General features: G+C 71.2%; 24 protein-coding genes. 10 read left to right on the plus strand and 14 right to left on the minus strand.

Features of this window, described 5'->3' with window-relative positions; all coding sequences use genetic code 11:
• Nucleotides 1-34: 34 nt before the first annotated feature.
• Entirely contained in the window at nucleotides 35-1,375 is a 1,341-nt protein-coding gene (locus tag ACWY4P_RS26410; RefSeq protein WP_456202803.1) for an MATE family efflux transporter, read from the minus strand.
• A gap of 466 nt (nucleotides 1,376-1,841) precedes the next feature.
• Between ACWY4P_RS26410 and dnaB the strand changes: the two genes are divergently transcribed.
• On the plus strand, nucleotides 1,842-4,511 hold the full coding sequence (dnaB, locus tag ACWY4P_RS26415) for a replicative DNA helicase (protein ID WP_456213061.1): 2,670 nt from the start codon (nucleotides 1,842-1,844) through the stop codon (nucleotides 4,509-4,511).
• A 393-nt stretch (nucleotides 4,512-4,904) separates the two neighbouring features.
• Here the strand turns inward: dnaB and trxA are convergent, their stop codons facing one another.
• Together trxA and ACWY4P_RS26425 are read right to left on the minus strand one after the other, a co-directional pair.
• On the minus strand, nucleotides 4,905-5,243 hold the full coding sequence (trxA, locus tag ACWY4P_RS26420; protein ID WP_456202804.1) for a thioredoxin: 339 nt from the start codon (nucleotides 5,241-5,243) through the stop codon (nucleotides 4,905-4,907).
• Entirely contained in the window at nucleotides 5,240-5,695 is a 456-nt protein-coding gene (locus ACWY4P_RS26425) for a MerR family transcriptional regulator (RefSeq protein ID WP_456202805.1), read from the minus strand. Before ACWY4P_RS26425 ends, trxA begins: the two co-directional genes overlap by 4 nt.
• Before the next feature lie 125 nt (nucleotides 5,696-5,820).
• Between ACWY4P_RS26425 and ACWY4P_RS26430 the strand changes: the two genes are divergently transcribed.
• Nucleotides 5,821-7,227 (plus strand): serine hydrolase domain-containing protein, encoded by a 1,407-nt coding sequence (locus tag ACWY4P_RS26430; protein ID WP_456202806.1) that lies wholly within the window; start codon nucleotides 5,821-5,823, stop codon nucleotides 7,225-7,227.
• Between the two features lie 181 nt (nucleotides 7,228-7,408).
• A complete protein-coding gene (locus ACWY4P_RS26435; RefSeq protein WP_456202807.1) occupies nucleotides 7,409-8,686 on the plus strand; it encodes an SGNH/GDSL hydrolase family protein in 1,278 nt (425 codons plus the stop codon).
• A 52-nt stretch (nucleotides 8,687-8,738) separates the two neighbouring features.
• Here ACWY4P_RS26435 and ACWY4P_RS26440 read toward each other — a convergent pair whose 3' ends face one another.
• The 4 genes from ACWY4P_RS26440 to ACWY4P_RS26455 all read right to left on the minus strand — a co-directional run bounded on the left by ACWY4P_RS26440 (nucleotide 8,739) and on the right by ACWY4P_RS26455 (nucleotide 12,231).
• Complete coding sequence (locus tag ACWY4P_RS26440; RefSeq protein WP_456202808.1) at nucleotides 8,739-10,193, minus strand: NF041680 family putative transposase; 1,455 nt, start codon at nucleotides 10,191-10,193, stop codon at nucleotides 8,739-8,741.
• 229 nt (nucleotides 10,194-10,422) lie between these two features.
• Nucleotides 10,423-11,232 (minus strand): alpha/beta fold hydrolase, encoded by an 810-nt coding sequence (locus tag ACWY4P_RS26445; protein WP_456213062.1) that lies wholly within the window; start codon nucleotides 11,230-11,232, stop codon nucleotides 10,423-10,425.
• Nucleotides 11,233-11,294: 62 nt separating this feature from the next.
• Entirely contained in the window at nucleotides 11,295-11,747 is a 453-nt protein-coding gene (locus ACWY4P_RS26450) for an N-acetyltransferase family protein (RefSeq protein ID WP_456202810.1), read from the minus strand.
• A 22-nt stretch (nucleotides 11,748-11,769) separates the two neighbouring features.
• The gene (locus tag ACWY4P_RS26455; protein ID WP_456202812.1) at nucleotides 11,770-12,231 is read right to left on the minus strand and encodes a MarR family winged helix-turn-helix transcriptional regulator; all 462 of its coding nucleotides are present in this window, start codon (nucleotides 12,229-12,231) and stop codon (nucleotides 11,770-11,772) included.
• A gap of 142 nt (nucleotides 12,232-12,373) precedes the next feature.
• Here ACWY4P_RS26455 and ACWY4P_RS26460 point away from each other — a divergent pair, with 142 nt between their 5' ends.
• Nucleotides 12,374-13,621 (plus strand): MFS transporter, encoded by a 1,248-nt coding sequence (locus ACWY4P_RS26460; RefSeq protein WP_456202813.1) that lies wholly within the window; start codon nucleotides 12,374-12,376, stop codon nucleotides 13,619-13,621.
• A gap of 25 nt (nucleotides 13,622-13,646) precedes the next feature.
• Here the strand turns inward: ACWY4P_RS26460 and ACWY4P_RS26465 are convergent, their stop codons facing one another.
• Nucleotides 13,647-14,237: a DUF2269 domain-containing protein gene (locus tag ACWY4P_RS26465; protein WP_456202815.1), complete on the minus strand. Its 591-nt coding sequence runs from the start codon at nucleotides 14,235-14,237 to the stop codon at nucleotides 13,647-13,649.
• Between the two features lie 149 nt (nucleotides 14,238-14,386).
• Between ACWY4P_RS26465 and ACWY4P_RS26470 the strand changes: the two genes are divergently transcribed.
• The 3 genes from ACWY4P_RS26470 to ACWY4P_RS26480 all read left to right on the plus strand — a co-directional run bounded on the left by ACWY4P_RS26470 (nucleotide 14,387) and on the right by ACWY4P_RS26480 (nucleotide 18,089).
• Nucleotides 14,387-15,019, plus strand: a complete 633-nt coding sequence (locus ACWY4P_RS26470) for an HAD family hydrolase (protein WP_456202816.1) — start codon at nucleotides 14,387-14,389, stop codon at nucleotides 15,017-15,019.
• Between the two features lie 334 nt (nucleotides 15,020-15,353).
• A complete protein-coding gene (locus ACWY4P_RS26475; RefSeq protein WP_456202817.1) occupies nucleotides 15,354-16,973 on the plus strand; it encodes a globin domain-containing protein in 1,620 nt (539 codons plus the stop codon).
• Between the two features lie 216 nt (nucleotides 16,974-17,189).
• Nucleotides 17,190-18,089 carry a pyridoxamine 5'-phosphate oxidase family protein gene (locus ACWY4P_RS26480; RefSeq protein ID WP_456213063.1) on the plus strand — a complete coding sequence of 300 codons (900 nt, stop codon included), beginning with the start codon at nucleotides 17,190-17,192 and terminating at the stop codon, nucleotides 18,087-18,089.
• A 55-nt stretch (nucleotides 18,090-18,144) separates the two neighbouring features.
• Here ACWY4P_RS26480 and ACWY4P_RS26485 read toward each other — a convergent pair whose 3' ends face one another.
• From ACWY4P_RS26485 to ACWY4P_RS26505, 5 genes are all read right to left on the minus strand, one after another.
• Nucleotides 18,145-18,630 carry an NUDIX domain-containing protein gene (locus ACWY4P_RS26485; protein ID WP_456202818.1) on the minus strand — a complete coding sequence of 162 codons (486 nt, stop codon included), beginning with the start codon at nucleotides 18,628-18,630 and terminating at the stop codon, nucleotides 18,145-18,147.
• 41 nt (nucleotides 18,631-18,671) lie between these two features.
• The gene (locus ACWY4P_RS26490; protein ID WP_456202820.1) at nucleotides 18,672-19,568 is read right to left on the minus strand and encodes a LysR family transcriptional regulator; all 897 of its coding nucleotides are present in this window, start codon (nucleotides 19,566-19,568) and stop codon (nucleotides 18,672-18,674) included.
• A gap of 227 nt (nucleotides 19,569-19,795) precedes the next feature.
• Nucleotides 19,796-20,992 (minus strand): cystathionine gamma-lyase, encoded by a 1,197-nt coding sequence (locus ACWY4P_RS26495; RefSeq protein WP_456213064.1) that lies wholly within the window; start codon nucleotides 20,990-20,992, stop codon nucleotides 19,796-19,798.
• Between the two features lie 26 nt (nucleotides 20,993-21,018).
• Nucleotides 21,019-21,600 (minus strand): low molecular weight protein-tyrosine-phosphatase, encoded by a 582-nt coding sequence (locus tag ACWY4P_RS26500; protein ID WP_456202822.1) that lies wholly within the window; start codon nucleotides 21,598-21,600, stop codon nucleotides 21,019-21,021.
• Nucleotides 21,601-21,624: 24 nt separating this feature from the next.
• Complete coding sequence (locus ACWY4P_RS26505) at nucleotides 21,625-22,005, minus strand: phage holin family protein (RefSeq protein WP_456202823.1); 381 nt, start codon at nucleotides 22,003-22,005, stop codon at nucleotides 21,625-21,627.
• 66 nt (nucleotides 22,006-22,071) lie between these two features.
• Here ACWY4P_RS26505 and ACWY4P_RS26510 point away from each other — a divergent pair, with 66 nt between their 5' ends.
• From ACWY4P_RS26510 to ACWY4P_RS26520, 3 genes are all read left to right on the plus strand, one after another.
• Nucleotides 22,072-22,389, plus strand: coding sequence for a cupin domain-containing protein (locus ACWY4P_RS26510; RefSeq protein ID WP_456202825.1), 318 nt, complete (start codon nucleotides 22,072-22,074; stop codon nucleotides 22,387-22,389).
• Between the two features lie 162 nt (nucleotides 22,390-22,551).
• A complete protein-coding gene (locus ACWY4P_RS26515) occupies nucleotides 22,552-22,770 on the plus strand; it encodes a DUF5326 family protein (RefSeq protein ID WP_456202827.1) in 219 nt (72 codons plus the stop codon).
• A gap of 579 nt (nucleotides 22,771-23,349) precedes the next feature.
• Nucleotides 23,350-23,787, plus strand: coding sequence for an SsgA family sporulation/cell division regulator (locus tag ACWY4P_RS26520; protein ID WP_043487236.1), 438 nt, complete (start codon nucleotides 23,350-23,352; stop codon nucleotides 23,785-23,787).
• 66 nt (nucleotides 23,788-23,853) lie between these two features.
• On the opposite strand, the gene ACWY4P_RS26525 is transcribed toward ACWY4P_RS26520, so the two are convergent.
• Entirely contained in the window at nucleotides 23,854-25,308 is a 1,455-nt protein-coding gene (locus ACWY4P_RS26525; RefSeq protein ID WP_456202829.1) for a YibE/F family protein, read from the minus strand.
• Nucleotides 25,309-25,419 lie beyond the last annotated feature (111 nt).

A 25,419-nucleotide genomic window follows, 5' to 3' on the forward strand; every position in this document is an offset into this window, starting at 1 on the left:
TCCGTCCGTGGTGTCTCGGCCCGCCCTCCCGGGCTCAGCCGCGCACCGCGCCGGTGACGATCCAGCGGCCCGAGCGGGCGCGCAGCCACAGGGTGGCCAGCCGGACCGACATCATCAGCGCCATGGTCCACCACAGGGCCGTGAGGCCACCGCCGAGAGAGGGCACCAGCAGCGCGATCGGGGCGAAGACGGCCAGCGTGGCGATCATCGCCCAGGCCAGATAACCGCCGTCCCCCGCACCCATCAGCACCCCGTCCAGGACGAAGACGACCCCGGCCACCGGCTGGATGACGGCCGTCACCAGCAGGGCGGGCAGCAGGGTGTCCCGCACCGCCGGATCCGAGGTGAACAAGGGGATGAACAGCGGGCGGGCCGCGATGACCAGCAGCCCGAGCACCACGCCGGAGGCGATGCCCCACTGGACCATCCGGCGACAGGCCGCGCGTGCTCCCTCGGCGTCGCCCGCCCCCAGGTAACGCCCGATGATCGCCTGGCCCGCGATCGCGATGGCGTCCAGGGCGAACGCCAGCAGGGTCCACAGAGACAGAACGACCTGGTGGGCGGCGATCTCGTCGTCGCCGAGACGGGCCGCCATCGCGGTCACGATCACCATGACGGCGCGCAGGGCCAGGGTACGGACCAGCAGCGGCACCCCCGCGTGGGCGCAGGCCCGTATCCCGGCCAGGTCCGGGCGCAGCGCGGCGCCATGGCGCCTGGCTCCTCGGACGACCACGGTGAGATAGACACCGGCCATGGCGCACTGGGCGATCACCGTGCCCCAGGCGGAGCCCGCGATGCCGAGTCCGGCGCCGTAGACCAGGGCGGCGTTCAGGGCGGCGTTGGCCGTGAAACCGCCGATGGCGACGTACAGCGGGGTCCGGGTGTCCTGGAGACCGCGGAGCACACCCGTGGCGGCGAGCACGACCAGCATCGCGGGGATGCCGAGCGAGCTGATCCGCAGATAGGTGACGGCATGAGGGGCCGCGGTCCCCGAGGCGCCGAAGAGGCCGACGAGGTCCGGGGCGGTGGGCAAGGTGACGGCGATGACGGCGCCGCCGAGGAGGAGGGCGAGCCAGATGCCGTCCAGCCCCTGGCGGAGCGCTCCGGCCGGATCGCCGGCGCCGACGCGGCGGGCCACGGCCGCCGTGGTGGCATAGGCGAGGAAGACAAAGATGTTGACGGCGGTGGTGAGGAGGGCGGCGGCGACGCCGAGCCCGGCGAGCTGCGGGGTCCCGAGGTGGCCGACGACAGCGCTGTCGACCATCACGAAGAGGGGTTCCGCCACCAGTGCGCCGAAGGCGGGGAGGGCGAGCGCGACGATCTCGCGATCGTGTCGCCGGGCGGTCTTCCGCTCGGTCGCGGGGGCCAGAGTCATGGGGGCAATCTAATCTTCCACAGGTAAGAGACACAACCCGAGTGCATCCCTTACATGCGAAGGTACGGGACGCTCTTCTCTGCGCCGTTTGTCGCGATCTTGATCCAGGCGCCGAAGTTTTTCTCCTGCACAGCCCCTGGATGAAGGAATTGCAGGTCAGGGGCGTAAGTCTGGGGTGATTGTGTGTTTGTCCACAGCACTGTCCCCCGCCCCGTGCACAGGATCGCGGGACTTCTCCACAGGATGGCTCCCATCATCCACATGCCCTGTGGATAACCAAGTTGGCTGAGGGGGGAGACAGGCCTACCGTGGTCCGGCGCCCGCCGCCTGTTCCGGCCTCGATTCCACCCGAACCCGATGCGTCGGAACCGGAAGCCGGGCGCCCTGTTTGTCATAGCCGTGGCGTAAGAAAGAGACGCGCGGCGAGGTCCGCACCATGCGGACGGGAGGAGGTGGCGGGGTGAGCATGCCCGAGCCCATGGACGACCCCTGGGCGGACTCCGGCCCGGTCGACCAGTTCCCTTCCCCCCGGTTCCGCCGCGGTGAAGGCGGCCGCGGCCGTGACGAACAGCATGAGCGCGGTCGGGAGTCGGGGGCCTGGGAAGGGGCGGGCTTCGAGCGCGTTCCGCCACAGGACCTGGATGCCGAGCAGTCGGTCCTGGGCGGCATGCTGCTGTCCAAGGACGCCATCGCCGATGTCGTCGAGGTCCTCAAGGGCAACGACTTCTACCGCCCCGCCCACGAGACGGTCTACCAGGCCATTCTCGACCTCTACGCCAAGGGCGAGCCGGCCGACCCGATCACGGTCGCCGCCGAGCTCACCAAGCGCGGCGAGATCGCCCGAGTCGGCGGCGCCTCGTATCTCCACACCCTCGTCCAGTCGGTCCCCACCGCCGCCAACGCCGAGTACTACGCCGAGATCGTCCATGAGCGGGCGGTGCTGCGCCGCCTGGTCGAGGCCGGCACCCGCATCACCCAGATGGGATACGCGGCGGACGGCGATGTGGATGAGATCGTCAACAACGCCCAGGCGGAGATCTACGCCGTCACCGAGCAGCGCACCAGCGAGGACTATCTGCCCCTCGGCGACATCATGGAGGGCGCGCTCGACGAGATCGAGGCCATCGGCTCCCGCAGCGGCCAGATGTCCGGCGTGCCCACCGGCTTCACCGACCTGGACGCGCTGACGAACGGGCTGCACCCCGGCCAGATGATCGTCATCGCCGCCCGGCCCGCGATGGGTAAGGCCCTGGCGCTCGATACGCCGATGCCCACCCCCACCGGGTGGACCACCATGGGCGAAGTGCAGCCCGGCGACCACCTGCTTGACGCATCGGGGAAGCCGACCCGGGTAGTGGCTACTACTGACGTGATGACGGGGCGGCCGTGTTACGAGGTCAAGTTCTCCGATGGCACGGTGGTCGTCGCGGACGCCGAACATCAGTGGGTCACGTGGGACCGGAAGACACGCAAGGCATACGACTACGCTGATCCGGGCGCCATGTCCTACCCGGACAACTGGCCGTCCTGGTCCCCCGCACGATCATCGGCCCGCCCTTATGCCCCCGGCGAGCGCGAGCAGACGCGCGCCTGGCGTGCCGCTGGTCTCACTTGCGCGCAGATCGACGCCAAGATCGGCAGGACCGGGACCGCGGTGCAACAGCAGTGGAACCGTCCAGAGCCCCAGAGCAAGACGATCAAACCACGCACCACCAGGGAGATCGCTGAAACGCTTCGGGTAGGCCACGAAAACAACCACGCGATTCCGGCTGTGAAGGCATTTTCACTCCCCGAAGCCGTCCTTCCCGTCGACCCCTACGTGTTTGGCTACCTTCTGGGGGACGGTGACACCAGCGGCAGCGGGCGGGTGGCTTGCGATCCACAGGACCGGGCCTGGCTGATCGAGGAGTTCAGTGCTGCCGGGTACGACGCTGTTCCGTATAAGGACGGCGGCCATTTCGGTGTCCGTGGGCTGAGAGAAGCCTGGCGCTCACTCGGCATGACCGTTGGTAAGCACATCCCGCCCCTATACCTGCGGGGTTCCTCCGAGCAGCGTCTCGCCCTCGCACAGGGCCTGGTGGACTCGGATGGGTACATTGACAACCACGGCGCTTATCGATTCACGAATGCCAGCCGGATCCTCATCGACGGCTTCCGCGAACTTGTGTTGAGCCTTGGGTGTGTTCCACAGGTTCATCAGCGGTCCGGCCGCATGCGGGCAGGCAACGTCAGCGCTGACTCGTGGGAAGTCATCGTTCCGACCAGTCTTCCGCTGGCCCGGCTTCCCCGTAAGGCACTTGCCGCCCGAGCGGAGTGGAAACGGGAGCAGGTGACCCGATATGTGACTGCGGTCCGGGAGATCGAGAGCGTCCCGGTCCGCTGTGTTCAGGTGGACAATCCGGATCACCTCTATCTGGCCACGCGGTCGATGGTGCCCACGCACAATTCCACCCTCGCCCTGGACTTCGCGCGCGCCTGCTCCATCAAGAACAACATGCCCAGCGTCATCTTCTCCCTGGAGATGGGGCGCAATGAGATCGCGATGCGGCTGCTGTCCGCCGAGGCCCGGGTGGCGCTGCACCACATGCGGTCCGGGAGCATGACGGACGAGGACTGGACGCGGCTGGCCCGCCGGATGCCCGATGTGTCCGCCGCCCCCCTCTACATCGACGACTCCCCGAACCTGTCGATGATGGAGATCCGTGCCAAGTGCCGCCGTCTCAAGCAGCGCAGCGATCTGCAGCTGGTGGTCATCGACTATCTGCAGCTGATGCAGTCCGGCGGCGCGCGGCGCCCCGAGAGCCGCCAGCAGGAGGTCTCGGACATGTCGCGAAACCTCAAGCTGCTGGCCAAGGAGCTGGAAGTCCCGGTCATCGCGCTCTCGCAGCTCAACCGTGGACCCGAGCAGCGCACGGACAAGAAGCCCATGGTCTCGGACCTGCGTGAGAGTGGTTCCATCGAGCAGGACGCCGACATGGTCATCCTGCTGCACCGCGAGGACGCGTACGAGAAGGAGTCGCCGCGCGCGGGCGAGGCGGACCTGATCGTGGCCAAGCACCGTAACGGCCCGACGGCCACGATCACGGTCGCCTTCCAGGGGCACTACTCGCGCTTCGTGGACATGGCCCAGACCTGACCGCTCAGGTGTAGGGTCTCAGATTTCGTGGCACAGTCTCAGCCGCGATGGCACAACGGTGGCACTTATGCCGCCGTTTTGAGACTCCCTTGTCCAAGCCCGAGGTGACCTTCACCTTCGAATGGACCCGACAGGTGGTGGAGTCGCGGGGATGGCGGTACGAGGTGTGGAGTGAGCCGCCGACGGCACAGCTGGAGAACATCCGTTTCCTGGCTGGCTATCGCAGGGACTGGCTGTTCAGTCCGAGCCTTTTGGACGAGCTTCTCGGCGCTGACCTGGATGGAGTCCTGTTGGGGCAGGTCCCGCGCCGTCTGCCCGACCGTCCGGAGCCACACGTGCGGTCCGCCGTTCCTTGAGACCCCACACAAGGGCGGTGGCCAGGGGCAGCCGCGGCTACACCACGTCGGCCAGCTCCTCCAGCAGCCGCCGCTTGGGGCGGGCGCCCACCATCGACCGCACCGGTTCACCGTCCCGGAACACCATCAGCGTCGGCATGGACAGCACGCCGTACGCCGCCGTGGTGCCGGGATTGGCGTCCACGTCCAGCTCGACCACCTTGAGCCGGTGCGCCTCCTCCCGCGCCACCTCCGCCAGCACCGGCGCGATCATCCGGCACGGCGGGCACCACGAGGCCGTGAACTCCACCAGCACCGGCAGCCCGGATTCCAGCACCTCCCGCCGGAAGGTCTCGTCCGTGACCGTGACCACTCCCCCGGTCTGTGTCGCCGTCATCCCGTTCTCCTCTTCGTCGTCTCGTCTCCGTCATCCGGGGCCAGCTCGCAGCGCGGCCCGGGTCCCCCCGGCGCCGTCGCCGCGGCCTCCAGCGCGGCCATCGCCCGCTCCGCCCCGGCGAGCTGCGCCCCGACCTGCTGCCGCACGTCGTTCAGCCGCGCGATGCAGTCGTCCAACTCGGCCAGCTTGCGGCGGTACACCTCGAGCGAGGCCGGGCAGGAGTCGCCCGCGGGGTGACCGGAGCGCAGGCACTCCACGAACGGCCGGGTCTCCTCCAGGCCGAAGCCGAAGTCCCGCAGCGTCTGTATCTGCCGCAGCAGCCGCAGGTCGTCCTCGTCGTACGCCCGGTAGCCGTTGCCCGCGCGGCGCGCCGACAGCAGCCCGAGCGTCTCGTAGTAGCGCAGTGTGCGGGTGGTCGTACCCGCCCGTTCGGCCAGCTCTCCGATCCGCATGACCACGACGGTAGACCTTGACGCCGACGTCAAGGCCAGAGCAGGGCGCTCGGCCGCCGCCCGCCGGCCAACTGGCCTGTGGAGCCGACCCGTCGGACCCGGATCGTGGGCCATAGGGTGCGGGCATGACCGCGCCCATGGAAGAGACCGCACAGCCGCTGCCCGCCACCCGCCGGGCCCTGCTCCGCCGGATCGCCGTCGGCCAGGCCGAGGGCCGCACGCCGTCCCTCATGGGCGCGGTGGTGCGGGACGGGCGGCTGTGGTGGACGGGGGCGCGCGGCGAGGTGGGCCGGCAGGCGCCCGACGCCGACACCCAGTACCGCATCGGGTCGCTTACCAAGACCTTTGTGGCGGTGCTGGTGATGCGGCTGCGCGACGAGGGGCTGCTGTACCTCGGCGACCCGCTGTCCCGCCACCTGGACGTGCCGGAGGCTGGGGACGCGACCATCGCCCAGCTGCTCTCGCACACCTCGGGCCTGGCGGCGGAGGCCCGCGGCCCGTGGTGGGAGCGTACGCCGGGCGAACTGCGCCCCGAGACGGCCGACATCTTCGGGGAACGCCCGCTGCGGCACCCCGCCGGCCGCCGCCACCACTACTCCAACCCCGGCTTCGCGCTGCTGGGCGCGCTCGTCGAACGGCTGCGCGGCGCCCCCTGGGACGAGGTGCTGCGACGTGAGGTGCTGGAGCCGCTGGGCATGGCGCGCACCTCGCCGCTGCCCCGGGCCCCGCACGCCGAGGGCTGGGCGGTGCACCCCTGGGCGGATGTGCTGCTGCCCGAACCCGCCGTGGACACCGGCCGGATGGCCCCGGCCGGACAGCTGTGGTCGACGGCCGCCGACCTGGCCCGGTACGCCGCCTTCCTGATGGACGGGGACGAGCGGGTGCTGGATCCCCGGACGCTGGCCGAGATGCGGGCCCCGGCGGCCGCGCCCGAGGCCGACGACTGGGACGGCGGCTACGGGCTCGGCATCCAGCTGACCCGCCGCGACGGCCGCCTCCTCATCGGCCACACCGGCTCCATGCCGGGCTTTTTGGCCGCCCTGTGGGCGAGCCCGGAGGACGGGCTGGCCGGGATCGCGCTGGCCAACGCCACCTCCGGGCCCGCGGTCGGTGCCGTCGCCGCCGACCTCGTACGGATCGCGGCCGAGCACGAGCCCCCCGTACCCGCGCCCTGGCGCCCGCTGTCCGAGGCCGATCCGGAGCTGGTGGCCCTGACCGGGCCCTGGTACTGGGGCGCCACCCCCTTCCTGCTGCATCTGTGCCCCGAGCGGGGGCTGGAGCTGCGCCCGCTGAACGGGAGGGGGCGCGGCTCGCGGTTCCGGGCGGAGCCGGACGGCACCTGGACCGGGCTCGACGGGTATTACGCGGGGGAGACGCTGCGCGTGGTGAAGGGCGCGGGCGGCGGTTCGTACGGCGGGGCGGACAGCGTCCACCTCGATCTGGGCACCTTCGTCTTCACGCGCGAGCCGTACGAGGTCGATGGCGCGGTGCCGGGCGGGGTGGACCCGAAGGGGTGGCGCCCGGGGGCGTGAGGCGCGCCCCGACTCCGATGCGTGCCTGACCCTGGCGGTGGTACGCACCGGCGGGGGCTGGGTGACCCCCGCACACCGCCGCAGGCTGATCTCCGTACGGGCCGCGGCGTGGCCTCACCTCCGGTTCTGGTGGGTGCACGTCCGGCGGCCCCGCGTCCGCCACGTCCGAAGGAGATCCGCCGTGCGCCCTTCCGCGCTCCGCGTCGGTACGTCCCTGCTCGCCCTGACCGCCGTCATGGCCGCCTCCGCCCCGGCCACCGCCCGGCCCGGGACCGCCCGCCCGGCCGGGTCGGCCTGGTCGGCCGGGTGGGCGGCCCCCGTCCAGCGCCCCAGCGAGGGCTTCGAGGAGAACTGGGCCCTCAAGGGCTTCGCCGACCAGACCGTGCGCCAGGTCGTGCGGGTGACCGGCGGTGGCACCGCGGCCCGGATCAGGCTGTCGAATCGGTACGGCACCGAGCCGCTGCGCATCGCGGGCGCGACCATCGCCCGGACCGCGAGCGGCACGTCGGCCGACGCGTCGGTGGAGGCCGGGAGCCTGCGCAGGCTGACCTTCGGGCACCGGCGGGCGGTGACGGTCCCGGCGGGCGGCGAGGCGGCCAGCGACGGGGCCCCGGTGCGTGTGGCGCCCTTCGAGTCGCTGACGGTGACGCTGTACTTCGCGGAGCCGACCGGCCCGTCCACGTTCCACGCCCAGGCATATGCGAAGAGCTACCGCGCCGAGGGCGACCACGGCGCCGACCGCACGGGCGCGGCGTTCACCGCGTACACCCATTCCTGGTACTACCTCTCGGACGTGGAGCTGACCGGCGGCGGCGCCGAACGGGGCGGCTCCGTGGTGGCCTTCGGCGATTCCCTCACCGACGGCTTCGGCTCGTCCTACGACGCCAACCGCCGCTGGCCGGACCTGCTGGCGGAGCGCCTGGCGGCGGCCGGCACCCCGCGCCCGGTCCTCAACTCCGGCATCGGGGGCAACCTGCTGCTGCACGACTCGCCCTGGTACGGGGAGCGGGCGGGCGCCCGGTTCCGGCGCGATGTGCTGGACAAGCCGGGCGTCAGGTCGGTGATCCTGCTGCAGGGGCTCAACGACATCGGGTTCAGCGAGGTGGATCTGCCCACCTACAAGCCCGATCCGCAGGTCTCCGCCGAGCAGGTGATCGCTGGCTACCGCGAGCTGATCGCGCGGGCCCACGCCCGGGGGGTGCGGGTCGTGGGCGCGACGATCCTGCCCTTCAAGGGCGCCGAGTACCACACGGCGCGCTCCGAGGCGAAGCGCGCGGCGATCAACGAGTGGATCCGCACCTCTGGCGAGTTCGCCGCGGTGGTCGACTTCGCCCAGGTCATGGCCTCGCCGTCGGACCCGCTGGCGCTCGACCCGGCGTACGACAGCGGGGACCACAAGCACCCCAACGACGCGGGCTACCGGCGCATGGCCGAGGCGATCGACCTCGACGCGCTCTAAGGGCTTGCAGGGAAGCAACACCTTGATTCCCTGCAAGCCCTTAGCTTGTTCTTTATGGTCTGAGTCGGTTTCGTTCGGTGATGCTCTCGGGTCGTTTCACGGTCTTGCCCACGTCGTAGCGGGTGGCGGGCCGCCGGTTCTTCGAGCCAAGTGGCCGTCCAGGGCCAGGAGTTGAGGGTATCGGTGCGCGGGCCGGGCAGTGCAGGTGCGGGCGGAGGTTCCGAAACCCTCGGCGGACTCGGGCCGGGGTGAGCCGGCCGGGCTCGGCGGGCTTCTCCCACGGCCGCCGCAAGTCGGCAGCGGCGTCGCGCAGAAGACGGATCTGGGTGTGCGCGGCGATGATCAGCCAGGTCCAGCGCTCGCTGGCCTCGGGGGTTCGCAGCTTCGGTCGGGTCCACCCGAGGGTCTGTTTCATCATCCTAAAGAGGTGTTCGATGTCGAATCTCCTCAGGAACGCCTGCCAGCGCACGTCGACGTCCTCGCTGTTCAGGCCGGTGGCGGACGACCAGAGCCAGAGCGGGAGCGGGTCGCCTCCGCCGGGCAGGCGGTCGACCTGGAGGCGGATCAGCGTGCCTTCGATGATGGGGAGTTCGCCGGTGTGGTCGATCCACGCGGAGCGGGTGGTCAGGCGGGGGTGGATGCGGTCCCAGGCCCTCGCGCGGGCGGTGCCGTACCGGTCGGTGACCTGCACGGTTGCCGCGTCCGACTCGCCCCAGGTCTCCGGCTTGGCGAAGCGGAACTCCTTGCCGTGCTTCGGCGGGCGCCCGCCCTGGGGATAGGCCAGGGCGTACTCCTTGAGCGAGGGCGTCGGCCGTCGCATCACCCGGTCCGACCGCATGCGTCCAAGGACCTCGACGGGGAGCCCGTCGAGGAGGTGGGCCATGCGCGGGGCGTCGTAGCCAGCGTCGAAGACAATGAGGATGTTGCGGTCGCCGAAGTGCCAGCGGCCCATCTCGATGAGGTCGGTGACCACCCGGCGGAGCTGGGCAGCGGTGACCCCGGCAACATCGTCCTCGGGTCCAAGACGGACGGCGTCCAGGAGCTGGCACCAGGACGTCCGGCCCGATTCGAGGGCGGCGACGAACGAGTACGGCCAGCCAGGGATGAACTGGTCCGAGGACCGTCCGCTGCGGCCGTAGACATGGCAGAACAAGCGGTCCGCGCTGGTCGGCGCGTCAGGTCGGAGCCAGTTGCTGACGTCGACGGCCAGGACCAGGCGCCCGTCGGCGGCCCGCGGCATCGGCAGACCAGCCAGCACCTGCCGCAGCCGGGGCACGTCCACGTTCCCGCTGTTCAACGCCTCGTACATCGCGCCGTGCCCACGCCGGTGCTCGGCCACCAGCGTCAGGTCTACCGGCGACGTCACCGGGCCATCCGCGCACAGCAACGCGTCCACCAACTCGAACAGCTCGTCCCCACGCATGGTCAGGCAGTCGAATAAGTCCTCCCGGAAGCGTGACGCTTGCGCGAACGCTTCCCCGGGACCGGCGTCAGGCAGCAGACTCACCCTCACGGCCTTCGTCTCGATCGGTGCACCTTGGTCGGAGCACATGATCAGACGAAGGCCGCCTCTACGTCCGGCGAACGCCCAGGTGAGCGGCCTAGTTCGAGGCCCATTTCGACACCGGACCCTCCGCGGGGCCGACAGCCGGGGATGACATCAGCCAGCAAACCGGCCGAAACCCTATGCGCCCACCGTGCCTTGCACGAATCGCCGAAGGTGCGCACGCACGGCGTCAGGCTGCTCCAGCCAAGGCTCGTGCCCAGCGCCCTCGATCCGCGTCAGCGGAAGATCGAGCCGGAGCGCAAGTGATTACAAGAGCCGACACAGGGCGGGGATCGTTGGCACCACCGAGGAGTTCCGTTCGCGCGGGCAGGCACGCGCGCAGCTCGGCAAGATGATCACCGAGCGGATCCGCGCGTCCTTCCCTGCCAAGTTCGCCATTCATAGTCCAGTTGACGGGGCGACGCCGCCGGGCGCCCTGCGCGGCCCAGTGCCACCCGCGTTCGGGATGGGCGTGGTCGGTGAACCAGGCCAGCGTGAGCAACTCGACTTCCTGTTCCTCCGTGCGGTCCGGCAACTCCTCCAAAGCGCGGAGCCGCTCCTGCTGTGCTGCGGACATACGGCGATCGCGCTCCGCTCGGTCCCCGGAGCGCCAATCACCGACGAACGGCCCGCACATCAACAGCATCGCGGCAACCCGGTCAGAGTGCGCCAGGCAGAACCGGCTCGCCAGGTTAGTGCCGTAGGAATGCCCAATCAGCACGGCCTTGGACACGTCCCATGCGTCGAGCAGCTCAGCGAGATCGTCGACATGCCGGGCGAGGGAATGGCGCCCCCGCCACGGCGACCGGCCCGTGCCGCGCTGGTCGTACCGGTACACGGGCGCAAGGTCCGCGACCATGGCGGCTACATCGCCCAGGTAGTCCGGCAGCCCCGGACCGCCATGGAGCATGACCACGGGCGGCCGCCGGGTGGTGTCTCCCAGCGCCATCCAGCGCAACTGCGCCTCGTCCGTCATCGACACGAGGCCCTGCGTCTCCATCAAGGTCACCGCGGAGAACCTACCGGTCTCACTGAGGCTCTGCCAAAGGTTAAAGAACAAGCTTAGAGCGCGAGCTTGAACCCCACGTGCGAGGCCTCGAAACCGAGGCGCTCGTAGAAGCGGTGGGCGTCCGTACGGGTCGCGTCCGAGGTGAGCTGCACCAGCACACAGCCCTCGCGGCGCGACGCGTCGATCGCCCACTGGATCAGCTGAGTGCCGAGCCCCCCGCCGCGCTCGTCGGCGTGGATGCGGACGCCCTCGATGATCGAGCGGGTGGCGCCGCGCCGGGACAGGCCGGGGACGACGGTGAGTTGGAGGGTGCCGACGGTGCGGCCGTCCCGTACGGCGACGACCAAATGCTGGCCCGGGTCACGGGCGATCCGCTCGAACGCCGCCCGATAGGGGGCCAGGTCGTCCGGGGACTCGCGGCGGGCGCCGAGCGGATCGTCGGCCAGCATGGCCACGATGGCGGGTATGTCATCGGCGGTCGCGCGGCGGATCTCGAAGTCGCTCATGGCGGGCAGCCTACGCGGGGGCCTACAGCCCTTTGACGGCCGCGACCAGCGGGGCCAGCTCGGGCCGTGCGGCGGCGTCCTGGAGGGCCTCGCGCAGTGCGGCGTCGTTGGTCGGGCGGGCCTGGTCGAGCAGTTCCCGGCCCGCCGCGGTGACGTCGGTGTAGATGCCGCGGCGGTCGTCCGGGCAGATGTAGCGGGACAGCAGGCCGCGGTCCTCCAAGCGGCTGACCAGGCGGGTGGTGGCGCTCTGGCTGAGGACGACGGACTCGGCGAGCTGGCGCATCTGCAGATGGCCGCCCTCGCCGTCGTGCTGCTCGCTGAGCACGTTCAGCACGGAGAACTCGCGGACGCTCAGGTCGTGCCGGGCCTGCAGCGCGCGCTCGACGTGCGTCTCGATGCGGCCGTGCAGGGCGGACAGGGCGCACCAGCCCTGGGCGAGGGTCCGCCCGCCGGGCAGCGGCTCGTCGGTCGGCGCGTCCGGCATGGAACCCCTCCTTGGGTGTGGTGTCCCCCAGGGTAGTCCACTCGACAAAAAAGACGGCGCTTGCAAATAAAGCGCGTCTGCAATTATTGTCAACGCGTTCAAAGCTTCCATGCAATCGTGCAATCGTTCTGAGGACTCCGACATGCCTCTCGCCCTGCTGGCGCTCGCGATCGGCGCCTTCGGCATCGGCACCACCGAATTCGTGATCATGGGACTGCTGCCCGAGGTGGCGGACGAGTTCCATGTCTCCATCCCCACCGCCGGATACGCGACCACCGGCTACGCCCTCGGCGTCGTCGTCGGCGCCCCGCTGCTGACCCTGCTCGGCACCCGGCTGACCCGCAAGCGGATGCTGATGACGCTGATGGGGCTGTTCATCGCGGGCAATCTGCTCTCCGCGCTGGCCCCCGCCTTCGTGCTGCTGCTCGCCGGGCGGGTGCTCGCCTCGTTCGCGCACGGCGCCTTCTTCGGCATCGGCTCGGTCGTCGCCGCCGACCTGGTCGCCCCCCACAAGCGGGCCCAGGCCATCGCCACCATGTTCACCGGCCTGACCGTCGCCAACGTCGTCGGCGTGCCCATGGGCACCTGGATCGGCCAGACCCTCGGCTGGCGCGCCGCCTTCCTCGCCGTCGCCGGGCTCGGCGTGCTCGGCCTGGCCGGCATCGCCGCCCTCGTACCCCGCCGGCCCGGCCCGGCCACCGCACGCCTCGGCCAGGAACTCGCGGCCTTCCGCAATCCGCAGGTGTGGCTGGCGATGACCATGACCGTGCTCGGCTTCGGCGGGGTCTTCGCCGCCATCACCTACATCACACCGATGATGGTGGACGTGGCGGGCTACACCGACTCCTCCGTGACCTGGCTGCTCGTCCTCTTCGGCCTCGGCCTGGTCGGCGGCAACCTGATCGGCGGGCGCTACGCCGACCGGGCCCTGATGCGGATGCTCTACCTCACCCTCGGCGGGCTCGGCGTCGTCCTGGCCGCGTTCAGCTTCACCGCCCACAGCAAGGTCGCGGCCGCCGTCACCATCGCGCTGGTCGGAGCCTTCGGCTTCGCGACCGTGGCGCCGCTGCAGAAGCGGGTCATGGACCAGGCGCCGCACGCGCCGACGCTCGCCTCGGCGGCCAACATCGGCGCCTTCAACCTGGGCAACGCCCTGGCCGCCTGGCTCGGCGGGCTCGTCATCTCCGCCGGGATGGGCTACACCGCGCCCAACTGGGTCGGCGCGCTCATGGCCATCGCGGCCCTCGCCACCGCCGTCCTCGCGGCCACGCTCGAACGGCGCACCGCGGGCGCCGGGCGGGTCGTCACGGCGGGCGGGCCCTCCACCGCCGACCAGCCGGCCGACCAGCCGGCCGACGAGCCGCGGCAGGGCGCGGCGACCGTACGCTGACCTGCCCGCCCGTCGCCCATCACCCTCACGCCTGTGAGCGGACCTGTGATCGGGCGGCCACTCGGCGGCCCGACCGCGCCCCGGCTCCGGCTCCGGCTCCGGCTCCGGAGGGACGGCTTCCGGCCCGTAGCCGACGGCCGCGCGCCGTCAGCCCCCACGGCTTGAGGACCGAGATGGCGGTGAGGAACAGATAGACGCCCAGCGCCACCGAGGGCGCGATGACGAGATCGGCGGCGGAAGGCACGGACCGGCCCGCCGAGGCGTCGGCCGCGGCCGAGGCGATCTCGGTCCGCAGCGCGAAGACGGAGGCGCCGACCGCGGGCACCGTCAGCCAGAACTTGGTGTACACCCAGCGGTACCGGGCCAGCCCCCAGGGCGTGCCCAGCGACAGCGCGACCCCGCTCAGCAGGGACGCCAGGCTGATCGGCGCGATCAGCCAGTCCCCGAAGATCTTCATGGCGCGGTAGGAGGCCTCAGCGGTGTCCGCCGATCCGGAGGCCGCCCCCGCGATGCCGAGCGCGAGCAGACAGAGGGTGAGCCCGAGCCAGCCGACGGAGACGACGACATGGACGACGAGAAGGGCCCTGCGGGCGGGCCGCGAAAGATTCGGCTGCATTCCTCCACGGTCGTGCGAGGCGCTCCGTACCGCGTCTGACGGCGGGAGTATCCGCGGGTACTCCCGCCGTACGCCGCGCCCACCGCACACCCACCGCACGTCCACCGCGCGCGTATCCGGGCCGTGGCCAAGCCCTAGGCTCAACTTCCATGACCAGACTGCATCTGTTCGATCTGGATGGAACGCTCATCCACGGCTCGGCCGCGGCCGTCGAGATATCCCGGCAGCTCGGGGTGGAGCGGGAGATCGACGAGCTGGAGCGGGCTTTCGCGGATGGGGGGCTGAGCACCTCCCAGTTCGCGCAGCGGGCCTGCGCGCTGTGGGGGGAGCTGACGGAGCGGCATGTGGCGGAGGCGTTCGAGGGGGCGCCGTGGCTGGCGGGGATCCGTGAGGTGTGGGCGGACATCCGGGAGCGCGGCGAGCGCTGCGCGGTGATTTCGCTCTCTCCGGGCTTCTTCGTGGAGCGGCTGCTGGAATGGGGCGCGGACGCCGCGCACGGGTCGCGCTGGCCGGCCGTGCCGTTCCGGGAGCCGCTGGATCCGGAGGGCATCCTCACTCCGGCGGCGAAGGTGCGCATCGCCGATGAACTGTGCGTGAAGTTCGGCTTGAGCAGGGAGGACTGCGTCGCTTACGGCGATTCGATGTCGGACGCGGAGCTGTTCGCCGTGGTGCCGCTCTCGATCGCGGTCAACGCCGACCACCATGTGAGCGAAATCGCATCGTGCGGCTATACCGGCCGCGATCTGCGGGAGGCCTACGAATTGACTGGTAACTACCGGTAATTACGGTGGTTCCCGGGTGTAACGAAGCCGCTGAGCTCGGGGCTTGTTAATTCATCCGGGCCCGGTAGGGTCGGGTCCGGGTTCTGCGCGGCGGCCGTGCCGCAGGGGCTAGATCGGGGCAATCCAGCCTAACGGAACACAGGTGCCGTTACCTGGAGTTCCGGCTATGCGTCCTGTCCGGCGAACAAGCATGGCATGCTGCCCATGGAGAAGTACGGGGCGGGCCGTCCGGACCAATCTCACCTGAACCAGTGGAACAGAGCGGGGAATTGCGGGCACATTCCGGCTTCGGAAGTGCAAAGACCGACAGAAAGATGTTCGAGGCGAGGCAACCATGGACGCTCCGACCACCACGTCGTCGGCCGGCAACGACGGCACCGGCGGCACCGGCGGAAGCAGTGGCGACTGGGGCTGGTTCACCCCGAGCAGGAGCCGGGACGAGGACGCGTCCCCGGACACGGACCAGGAGGCCGGCCGGCGGGCGCCCAGCCGCCCGGTGAGCCCGATACGGCCGGTCGGCACGGGCGCCGACCGCCGTACCCCGTCCCCGTCCCCGACCCCACCCCCGGCCCCGGCGCAGCCCGCGCAAACCGCGCCGCCCCCGCCCCCGGCCCCCGCGCAGCCCGCTCCGCCCCCGCCTCCGGCCCCTTCCGGGGCCGGGACGCCGCCGCCGTCCGACGAGTGGAGGAGGCCCGCACGCCGGGACCACGCCCCGCCCGCCGAGGCCCGGCCCGCTGCACGGGAGCGCGAGGAGCACCAGCGTCCCGACGAGGCGCCCGGCGCGCAGGACGTGCGGCCGGCGGGTCTGGTCTTCGAGGACCCCACCGCCTCGCCCGACGCGATCCTCATCCGCCGCACGATGGCCGAGATCGAACCCATCGCGGACAAGGTCACCTCGTACTTCTACGCGCTGCTCTTCGTCCAGCACCCCTACCTGCGGCCCCTGTTCCCCGCCGCGATGGACGCCCAGCGCGACCGGCTCTTCAGGGCCCTGTTGACCGCCGCCAGGCTGGTGGACGACCCGGACATCCTCACCGAGTACCTCTCGGGGCTCGGCCGCGGCCACCGCAAGTACGGCACCCAGCCGGAGCACTACCCGGCCGTCGGCGAGTGCCTGATCGGCGCGCTCACCCGCTATGCGAGCGGGACCTGGAGCGATGAGACCGAGGGCGCCTGGGTCCGGGCGTACACCGCCATCTCGCAGATCATGATCGACGCGGCCGCCGAGGACGAGCTGCGCGCGCCCGCGTGGTGGCAGGCCGAGGTCGTCGGCCATGAGCTGCGCACCCAGGACATCGCCGTCATCACCGTGCGCCCCGACCAGCCGTACCCCTTCCTCGCCGGCCAGTACACGTCCCTGGAGACCCCCTGGTGGCCCCGGGTGTGGCGGCACTACTCCTTCGCCTCGGCGCCGCGCCCGGACGGTCTGCTGTCCTTCCATGTCAAGGCGGTGCCGGCCGGCTGGGTGTCCTCGGCGCTGGTGCACCGGGCCCGCCTTGGCGATGTGATCCGCCTCGGCCCCCCGGCCGGCTCGATGACGGTCGACCACTCCACCGACAACGGCCTGCTCTGCCTGGGCGGCGGCACCGGCATCGCGCCGATCAAGGCCCTGGTCGAGGATGTCGCCGAGTACGGCCGCAACCGCCCGGTCGAGGTCTTCTACGGCGCCCGCAGCGACCACGACCTCTACGACATCGACACCATGCTGCGGCTGGCGCAGACCCACCACTGGCTCTCGGTCCGTCCGGTCGTCTCCGACAGCCCGACGAACGGGCTCAGCGGCCGGCTCCCGGACGCCGTCCGCCAGTACGGCCCGTGGAATACGTACGACGCGTACCTGTCCGGACCGCCCGGGATGATCCGCAGCGGTGTGGACACCCTGAGAGGCATCGGGATCCCGTCCCACCGCATACGGCACGATTCCCTCGAGGAGCTCGTCGCGGCGGGGGACTAGCGGGCGACTGCAACACGGCGGGGGGCCGCGACGCAGTAGTGAGTAGTGAGGAGCAGGGGACTGGGGGCCGGGAGAGCAGTGCTGCACTGACTCGAGCGATCGCAGGGTGAGGGACAAGTGAGCGTGGACGACGTCGAGCACGAGAGGGCGACGACGGAGACGACGGCATGGGCCGCGCCGGCATGGGCCGCGCCGGCCGACGCCCCCACGGGCGGCATGGACCGTACGAGACGTCCGGGCAGCGCCGGCGAGCACCTGCTGCAGCGGCGCCTGGGCACGGGCGACCGCGCCGACCGCTTCTACGACGAGCAGGTGCTGGACCGGCTCAACGATCGGATGCGGGAGTTCGTGGGCCGCCAGGAGATGTTCTTCCTGGCGACGGCCGACCGGCACGGCGAGTGCGACAGCACCTTCCGGGCCGGGCCTCCCGGCTTTCTGCGGGTGCTCGACGACAGGACCCTGGCCTACCCCGAATACCGGGGCAACGGCGTCCTGGCCAGCCTCGGGAACATCGAGGAGAACCCCCACCTCGGCATTCTCCTGATCGACTTCCTGCGCGACCGGATCGGTCTGCACATCAACGGCCGGGCGCGGGTCGTGGAGGATGCCGAGATGCGCGTCGCCCACCCCGGGCTGCCGGTCGACCCGGTGCCGGGGCGGCGGGCCGTGGTGTGGGTCGAGGTGACGGTCGAGGAGGCGTACATCCACTGCGCCAAGCACATCCCGCGGCTACAGAAGGCGCCCGTCCAGCGGCGCGTCGGCGCCGCGGTCGGCACCGGGGTCGGCACCGGGATTGGCACCGGGGTCGGCACGGGGATTGGTACTGGGGTCGACACGGGGAATGGCACCGGGGACGGCGGCGCCGCCGACCGGGACCGTGACTGGGGTACGGACGACGTCCGCCGCAAGGGCGGCGACTTCTTCGGCGCGGCCGCCGACGTACGCGAGGGCCGGCGGGCGCCCGTGGTCGGCCGGGAGCCGGAGCCGGAGACGGACCGGGGCCCGGAGCCCGCGCGCCCCGAGGAGTGGCAGCGGGAGGCCGAGCGCGTGCTGGCCAGGGCGCGGGAGCGGGCGCCGGAGAGCCCCGGGCAGCCGTTCAGCGGCTGGTTCGGGTAGCGGTCGGCTCCGGTGGCCGCCCCGCCGTGGCCGGTGGTGGTGGGGAGGGGCGGGGTCAGCCCAGGTCGTCGGCGAGCAGCGCCAGCACACCTTCGATGTTCGCGTCGAGATACGCGCGCAGCGACGGCGGCACCACCCCCACCGAGGCGATGCCCTCTCGGGTGAAGGGGACGCGCACCACCTCGTACTCCCCGCAGGGCTCGTCCACCTCCGGGCCGTGCCGCCGCGACAGGTCCATGGACCCCAGACGGCACACGAAGAAGTGCTGCACCTTCACGCCGGGCGAGGTCTCGTCGGGGTGCGGGACGGTGTCGACGAAGGCGGGCACCACGTCCGTCACCTTCGCGCCGAGCTCCTCGTCGACCTCGCGGTGCAGCGCGTCGACGACCGTGGCGTCCTCGGGCTCCATCCCGCCGCCCGGCGTGATCCAGTACGGCGCCTCGCCGGGCTTGGTCCGCTTGATCAGGACCAGCCGGGGCTCGGGGCCACCGTCGAGCAGGATGGCGCGGGCAGTGCGCTTGACCACAGGTCGTTCGGTCATGGTGGACATCTGCCGCATGTGTCGCCCGGTGAAACCCCGACTCACCAGTCAACAGCGGCGCGCAGCAGCCACTCGTGCGCCCGCGCGATGTGCGGCAGGGCGAGCGCACCCGTCCGGATCACCAGGAAATAGGTGCGCAGCGGCGGCACCGGCGGATTGAGCAGGGCGACGACCTCCCCGGCGTCCAGCGCGTCCATGCACAGATAGCGCGGCAGTACGCCGAGCCCGACGCCCTCCGCGACGCAGGTGAGCACCGCCCGCAGGTCGGGGGCGATGACGGTGCCCGCGGTGATCGGCGGGGTGTCGAAGACGGCCGACCAGTAGCGGGTGATCAGCGGCAGGCTCTCATGGACCTCGACGACCGGCAGCCGCTCCAGCGCGCTGACGCCCTTGACCTGTAACACCGCTGGGCCGCCGAGCCGGGCCGCCCAGCGCGGGGCGGCGACCAGCACATGCTCCTCGTCGCACAGCGGGGCGGCGGCCAGCAGCCGGCCGCGGGGCCGGGCGGTGGCGACGGCCAGGTCGTGGTGGCCGGCGGCCAGTCCCTCGAACAGCTCCTCGGCGCTGCCGAAGGCGCACCGCACGGCCAGCCCCTGGTTGACGAGCGGGGCGAGGGCGGGCAGGACGCGCAGCGCGGTGAACTCCGGGGGGCCGGCGAGGTGCAGGGTGCGGTTGGCGGAGCTGTCGTCGAGCCCGGCTTCGGTGATCTCCAGCAGTGCGTCGAGATGGGGCGCGGCCTTGTGGGCGAGCTCTTCGCCGACGCTGGTGGGGACGACCCCGCGCGCGGTACGCAGGAACAGGGGGCGGCCCAGCTGGCGCTCGAGGGTGCGGATCTGGCCGGTGACGGCGGGCTGGGAGAGCCCGAGCAGGGCGGCGGCACGGGTGAAGGACCCGGCTCGGTGAACCGTGACAAATGTGCGTAAGAGGGCCAGATCCATGCGGTTCCCCTCCGCTCGACGCACCCCCGCCGCAGGTCAACTATAAATATGCCGATAGGTCCATGTCGCTACTGTGATTGGACACTGACGCTGAGTCAACTAGCCTTGTTCAAGCGGTTCTCCATGAGGGAACCGGGGCGTCTCAAGCCACGAGGGGGGAGGCTTGAGACGCCCGTTGGGCATGGCCTGATCCCGAGGGGCGTGCGGCCGGCCGCTGTGAGCCGCCGTCAGCCGCGCGCCGCACCCCTTGCTTCGCCCTGTGCCTCAGCGAGTGCCCGCAGCACATCCGCGATCAGGTCGTCCGGATCCTCGGCACCCACCGAGAAGCGGATGAAGCCGTCCGGCACGGCGTCGCCGCCCCACCGCCCGCGCCGCTCGGCCGTGGACCGTACGCCGCCGAAGCTGGTCGCGTCGTCGACCAGGCGCAGCGCGGCCAGGAAACGATCCGCGTGCTCCCGGCCGGGGAGGACGAAGGAGACCACACAGCCGAAGCGCCCGCCGCGCATCTGGGCCGTCGCGACGCGGTGTGCGGGGTCGGTCGGCAGCCCGGGGTGGCGCAGCCCGGTGACCTCGGGGCGGTCGCGCAGCGCCTCGGCCAGGGCGAGCGCGGTCCGGGCCTGGCGGTCGACGCGCAGCTGGAGGGTGGCCAGGGAGCGGTGCGCGAGCCATGCCTCCATCGGGCCGGGGATCCCGCCGGCCATCTTGCGCCAGGCGCGTACGGAGGCGGCCAGGCCCGAGTCGCGGCAGGTGACATAGCCGAGCAGGACGTCGCCGTGGCCGGTGAGCGCCTTGGTGCCGCTGGCGACGGAGAAGTCCGCGCCGAGGTCGAGGGGGCGCTGGCCGAGCGGGGTGGCCAGGGTGTTGTCGACGGCGACCAGTGCGCCCCGCTCGTGGGCGGCGTCGGCCAGCCGGCGGATGTCGCACACGTCCAGGCCCGGGTTGGCCGGGGACTCGATCCACAGCAGCTTCGCGGGCTGCGCGCCGTCCAGGAGGGCCAGCTGGGCGTCACCGCCGGTGGGCGCGGTGCGCACCTCGATGCCGTAGCCCCTCAGCCGCTCGCCGAGCGGGGCCAGGAGTTGATAGCCGTCGGAGGGCAGGACGGCCGCGTCGCCCTGTCCCAGCTGGGACAGCAGCACCGCGGAGATCGCGCCCATACCGGAGGCGAAGACCACCGTCTCGGCGTCGGCGTCGGGCGACTCCAGCTCGCTGATCGCGTGCTCCAGCCGGGTCCAGGTGGGGTTGGCGTCCCGGCCGTAGGTGTACGGACCCTGCTGGACGTCGGCATCGCCGGGCAGGTGGTAGTGGGCGGCGAAGGCCGGGCCCGGCAGGGTCGGCTCGTACGCCTCGGGCTCGGGCAGCCCGGCCCGTACGGCCCGCGTGCCGTCGCCCGCCGGGCCCGCGCCTGTCGTGTGCTCGCCGCTCATGTGTTCGCTCGTCGTGTGCTTGCTGGTCATGCGTTCTCTTCTGGGGCGGTCGGTGTGACGGAGGTAACAGGGGCGGCTGAGGCGGCCGGTGCCGGGGTGTCCCGGGCGGCGAGGGCTTCGCTCACCGCGTCCAGCAGCCCTTCGCTCGCCGCCTCGATCATCTCCAGGCACGCCTCGAAGTCGTCCGTCCCGCCGAAGTACGGGTCGGGCACCTCCAGGCCGCCGAGGGCGTCCGGGTTCGCGTTCGGGTCGTAGCCGCGCAACAGCCGCACCTTGGCGGCGTCCTCGGGCGTCGGGGCGAGGGCGCGCAGCTCTCGCAGATGGCCGCTGTCCAGGGCGATCACCAGGTCGAGGGCGGAGAACCACTCGGCCTGGAACTGCCGCGCGATGTGGCTTTGCTCATAGCCGTGGGCCGTGAGCACGGAGATGGCGCGGCGGTCCGCCCCGTCGCCCTCGTGCCAAGGGCCGGTGCCCGCGCTGTCCACCTCGACGCGGCCGTCGAGCCCGGCTTCCCCGGCGTATGCGCGGAAGACGGATTCGGCCATCGGCGAGCGGCATATGTTGCCGGTGCAGACGAAGCAGACGCGGTAGGGCGACGGGGCTCTCATGCGTCCCATCATCCTTGACGGCGCTCAGTCCTTGTCGTCGGGCAGGACGACGTGCAGGGCCCAGGAGACGATGGAGATGATCAACGCGCCTATCACGGCCGTCCCGAAGCCCTCGACATGGAAGGCCAGGTCGAGCTTGTTGGCCAGCCAGGAGGTCAGCAGCAGCATCAGGGCGTTGATCACCAGGGTGATCAGCCCGAGAGTGAGAATGAACAGCGGAAAGGCCAGCAGTTTGACCACTGGCTTGACCACGACGTTCACCAGGCCGAATACGAGCGCCACGAGAATGAGCGTGATCGCCTTCCGCCCGGTGTTGTCACCGGGCAGTGTGATGTCCTTGAGGAGCCAGATGGCCACCCAGAGGGCGCCCGCGTTGGCGATCGTCTTGACGAGAAGATTCTTCATGGTTGAGATCGTCGCAGAACAGGCCCCGCGCTGGGCAGGGCCGGGGAGCAAGGGGCGGAGAGACAAATGAAGGCGTTCCGGCTGGACGAGTTGGAGGCGGAGCGGGCCGCGAACGACGGCGCGTATCTGCAGTTCCTGCGCGAGCGGAACATGTCCGTCGGGCTGTACGCGCTGGACGCGGGCCAGACCGACCCGCAGCAGCCGCACAGCCAGGACGAGGTGTACCTGGTGATGAGCGGGCGGGCGTCGATCACGGTGGGCATGGAGACCACCCAGGTGGCGCGTGGCAGCGTGGTGTATGTGCCGGCCGGTGCGGCGCACAAGTTCCACCACATCACCGAGGACCTGCGGGTCATGGTGGTCTTCTCTCCCCCTGAGAGCTGATGCGCCCGCCCCGCGTCCCGTAGGGGTTCGGTCAGGGGAGGACGGGGGGCGCGGGGCCTGTGTTCGCTTGTCGGCCGTCCTAGCATCGAAGGCGGGGGATCCGGGTCGGCGTAGAGGCTGCGGCCCGGACCGACTGGCTCAGCGAAGAAAGCAGGGACCGACGTGGCGACGAAGGGCATACTTCAGGGCTTGCCGTGGTGGGTGACATGGGTCGCGATTCCGATCCTCGTGCTGGCCGTGTTCGGCGGCCTGATCATGAGCGTGGTCGGCTTCGTGGTCGGCCTGGTCTTCAAGGTGCTGCTGCTGGTGGCGCTCGTCGCCGGTCTGATCTACCTCGTACGGAAGTTCAGCTCGTCCTCGTCGTCCCGCGGCGACTGGTGACCCGGCGCCGCGGGTGCGTCGCCGCGGCCCTCGGGTACGCCGTGGGCCGCGGGTGTGCCGCGGGCTCCGGGTACGCCGCGCGGGGGATACGCGCGTTCCAAACCTCAGTTTGACGGCACCGTTCCGGTTAGAGTTCGAGTGCTCGACGTCTCCCGTTCCGGGCGTCTGCCTCGCAACACACCCCGGGGGTGCCTGTTGACGAAAGCGAACATGGCCGCGGCCGGCGAACCGGCTCCGAACTCCCACGTCATAGGCCGGCGCCGCCCCGCCCGGCCCGGCGAGCGGATCCGCCCGCCCGTACCGCCGCGCTGCCCCGGTCTCCTCGAACGCCGCCGCGCGGACAGCCGCGGCAACTCTGGCCATTTCCAGTCCCTCACATGAGGCAAACCGACTCCGCCCCGCAGTCGAGTCGCTACGCTCCAGAGTCGGTCGAGATATCAGCTCCCTCTCAATCCCTATCAATATCTGAAAATTCACTTCTTATGGCCCGCTTGAGCCAGGCGGACCATGGCGTCAAGAGGCCAGGGCGTTCAGACCCGGCCATTCGCAATCAACTCGGGGCGGCGAACGATGCGTGACATGCGCGACACAGTCCAGGCAGAAGTGACGATGACCTTCCTGGTCTCCCAGGACCTCTCCTTCCGGATCCCGGTCGAGCTTTCCTACGACAGCAGCGACCCGTACGCAGTCGAGATCACCTTCCATCTGCCCGGCGACGCGCCCGTCAGCTGGGCCTTCGCCCGGGAGTTGCTGCTGGACGGGCTGAGCAAACCCTCGGGCGAGGGCGATGTACGCATCGCCCCGGCCTCACCGGAGGGGCTTTCGGACGTCTTCATCAGACTCCAAGTGGGGGCCGAGAGGGCGCTGTTCCGGGCCGGCGCCGCCCCGCTGGTGGCCTTCCTGGACCGTACGGACCGGGTGGTTCCGTTCGGCCAGGAGCAGGCGGCCTGCGATCCGGTCGGCGACCTGGACGCGGAGCTCGACCGGATCCTCGCGGAGGACCGTTACGCCGGTTAGCGACCCCGCTTCTCGCGGCTCGGCTCTCCCCGGCTGCCGCCGGGAGGTGCCCCCTGCCGCTCGGCTTCAGCGCGCCCGGCGCCGCCGTCCGCGCCCGCCCCGGCCCCCGTGGCCCCCCTGCTCCGCGCCGCCCTGTGGCGCGCGGTCCGCGGAGACCACGAGCGCGGCAAGCGCGGTGGTCACCGGCACCGAGGCGACGAGGCCGATGCTGCCCACGAGCGTCCGTACGATCTCCTCCGCGACGATCTCGCTCGTCGCCACCGTCCCCACGCCGCTGTCCGCGATCGAGAACAGGAGCAGCAGCGGCAGCGAGGCGCCCGCGTACGCGAGCACCAGGGTGTTCACGACGGACGCGATATGGTCCCGCCCGATGCGCATCGCGGCCGCGTACAGCTTGCGCCGGCCCGCCGTGGGGTCCGCCTCCCTGAGCTCCCACACCGCGGAGGTCTGGGTGACGGTCACATCGTCCAGGACCCCCAACGACCCGATGATCACCCCGGCCAGCAGCAGACCGCGGATCTCGATGTTCGGATAGAGGCCGTGGATCAGCCCCGTCTGGTCGTCGGTGTTGCCCGTCAGGCTCGCCCAGCCGATGAACAGCGAGCCCAGCAGGCCGATCAGCAGCAGCGAGATGAGCGTGCCGAGCACGGCCACGGATGTACGGGCCGTCAGCCCATGGCACATGTACAGCGCGATGAGCATGATCGCGCTGCCCCCGACCACCGCGACGACCAGCGGGTTGGAGCCGTCCAGGATCGCCGGGAGGATGAACAGCGTCAGCACCCCGAAGCTGACCGCCAGTGCCACCAGCGCGAAGACGCCGCGCAGCCGCCCGACGGCCACGACCGCGAGCGCGAACAGCCCGGCGAGCAGCGCCATGGGCAGGGCCCGGTCGACGTCCGAGACGGAGTACTGCAGATTCTTCGGCGCCTTGGGCGCGTACGCCAGCTTCAGCTTCTGGCCGGCGGAGTACGTGCGGGACGCGTTCGGCTGCACGATTTCCTCAAACCTGCGGCCTTTGTCCTTCCCCGATGTGACCTCGATGGTCGCCTTCTCGCAGATGGACTTCTTGCCGGACCCCCCGGCCCCGCTCTCCTGGTTCGCGGCCTCCTGACCCGGCTCGGCGGGCTGCTGCGGCTGGGCGTTGACGTCGGCGCAGTCGACCTCCTCGACCTTCACCACCCGCCCGGCCACGGTCTGCTGGTCGAAGCCGAGCCCGCTGCGCTCATGGGCCTTGTGGTCGGGCGTGCCGCCCGGCCACAGCACGATCAGCCCGGCGACGACGGCCACGGCGAAGGGGATGAGGACCGCCGCGATGACCTTGCGCAGATGGGCGGAGACGGGCGCGGCCGGGCCGTGGCCGTGTGAGTGGCCGTGTGAGTGGCTGTGCTCAGGGCCGGGCGCGGGGCCGTGCTCGGGGCCGTGCTCGGGGCCGCGTGAGTGGCCGCGCGCGCCGCTGTGTGTATGGCCGGGCTCGGGGCCGGGCTCATGGGGCTGGTGCTGCTGCGGTGTCGAGGTCACCGTCAGATCATCGCAAGAGCGAGGGCCCTCTGTTCATCGCCGCCGGAGAACCGTTAGCGTGGGTGACACCTTTGCAATCGCGGGAGCTCGGAGCACCGGGCTGAGAGGGTG

The sequence above is a fragment of the Streptomyces sp. LZ34 genome (assembly GCF_053890475.1).

Excerpts from the sequence above, each read along its gene's own strand:
- trxA (WP_456202804.1), bottom strand. The coding sequence starts at position 5,243 with ATGACGGCGACACAGACCGGGGGAGTGGTCACGGTCACGGACGAGACC.
- dnaB (WP_456213061.1), top strand. The coding sequence starts at position 1,842 with ATGCCCGAGCCCATGGACGACCCCTGGGCGGACTCCGGCCCGGTCGAC.
- ACWY4P_RS26470 (WP_456202816.1), top strand. The coding sequence starts at position 14,387 with ATGACCAGACTGCATCTGTTCGATCTGGATGGAACGCTCATCCACGGC.
- ACWY4P_RS26465 (WP_456202815.1), bottom strand. The coding sequence starts at position 14,237 with ATGCAGCCGAATCTTTCGCGGCCCGCCCGCAGGGCCCTTCTCGTCGTC.
- ACWY4P_RS26445 (WP_456213062.1), bottom strand. The coding sequence starts at position 11,232 with ATGGAGACGCAGGGCCTCGTGTCGATGACGGACGAGGCGCAGTTGCGC.
- ACWY4P_RS26430 (WP_456202806.1), top strand. The coding sequence starts at position 5,821 with ATGACCGCGCCCATGGAAGAGACCGCACAGCCGCTGCCCGCCACCCGC.
- ACWY4P_RS26475 (WP_456202817.1), top strand. The coding sequence starts at position 15,354 with ATGGACGCTCCGACCACCACGTCGTCGGCCGGCAACGACGGCACCGGC.
- ACWY4P_RS26455 (WP_456202812.1), bottom strand. The coding sequence starts at position 12,231 with ATGCCGGACGCGCCGACCGACGAGCCGCTGCCCGGCGGGCGGACCCTC.
- ACWY4P_RS26490 (WP_456202820.1), bottom strand. The coding sequence starts at position 19,568 with ATGGATCTGGCCCTCTTACGCACATTTGTCACGGTTCACCGAGCCGGG.
- ACWY4P_RS26510 (WP_456202825.1), top strand. The coding sequence starts at position 22,072 with ATGAAGGCGTTCCGGCTGGACGAGTTGGAGGCGGAGCGGGCCGCGAAC.
- ACWY4P_RS26450 (WP_456202810.1), bottom strand. The coding sequence starts at position 11,747 with ATGAGCGACTTCGAGATCCGCCGCGCGACCGCCGATGACATACCCGCC.
- ACWY4P_RS26495 (WP_456213064.1), bottom strand. The coding sequence starts at position 20,992 with ATGAGCGGCGAGCACACGACAGGCGCGGGCCCGGCGGGCGACGGCACG.
- ACWY4P_RS26460 (WP_456202813.1), top strand. The coding sequence starts at position 12,374 with ATGCCTCTCGCCCTGCTGGCGCTCGCGATCGGCGCCTTCGGCATCGGC.
- ACWY4P_RS26425 (WP_456202805.1), bottom strand. The coding sequence starts at position 5,695 with ATGCGGATCGGAGAGCTGGCCGAACGGGCGGGTACGACCACCCGCACA.
- ACWY4P_RS26520 (WP_043487236.1), top strand. The coding sequence starts at position 23,350 with ATGCGCGACACAGTCCAGGCAGAAGTGACGATGACCTTCCTGGTCTCC.
- ACWY4P_RS26410 (WP_456202803.1), bottom strand. The coding sequence starts at position 1,375 with ATGACTCTGGCCCCCGCGACCGAGCGGAAGACCGCCCGGCGACACGAT.
- ACWY4P_RS26485 (WP_456202818.1), bottom strand. The coding sequence starts at position 18,630 with ATGACCGAACGACCTGTGGTCAAGCGCACTGCCCGCGCCATCCTGCTC.
- ACWY4P_RS26480 (WP_456213063.1), top strand. The coding sequence starts at position 17,190 with ATGGACCGTACGAGACGTCCGGGCAGCGCCGGCGAGCACCTGCTGCAG.
- ACWY4P_RS26505 (WP_456202823.1), bottom strand. The coding sequence starts at position 22,005 with ATGAAGAATCTTCTCGTCAAGACGATCGCCAACGCGGGCGCCCTCTGG.
- ACWY4P_RS26500 (WP_456202822.1), bottom strand. The coding sequence starts at position 21,600 with ATGAGAGCCCCGTCGCCCTACCGCGTCTGCTTCGTCTGCACCGGCAAC.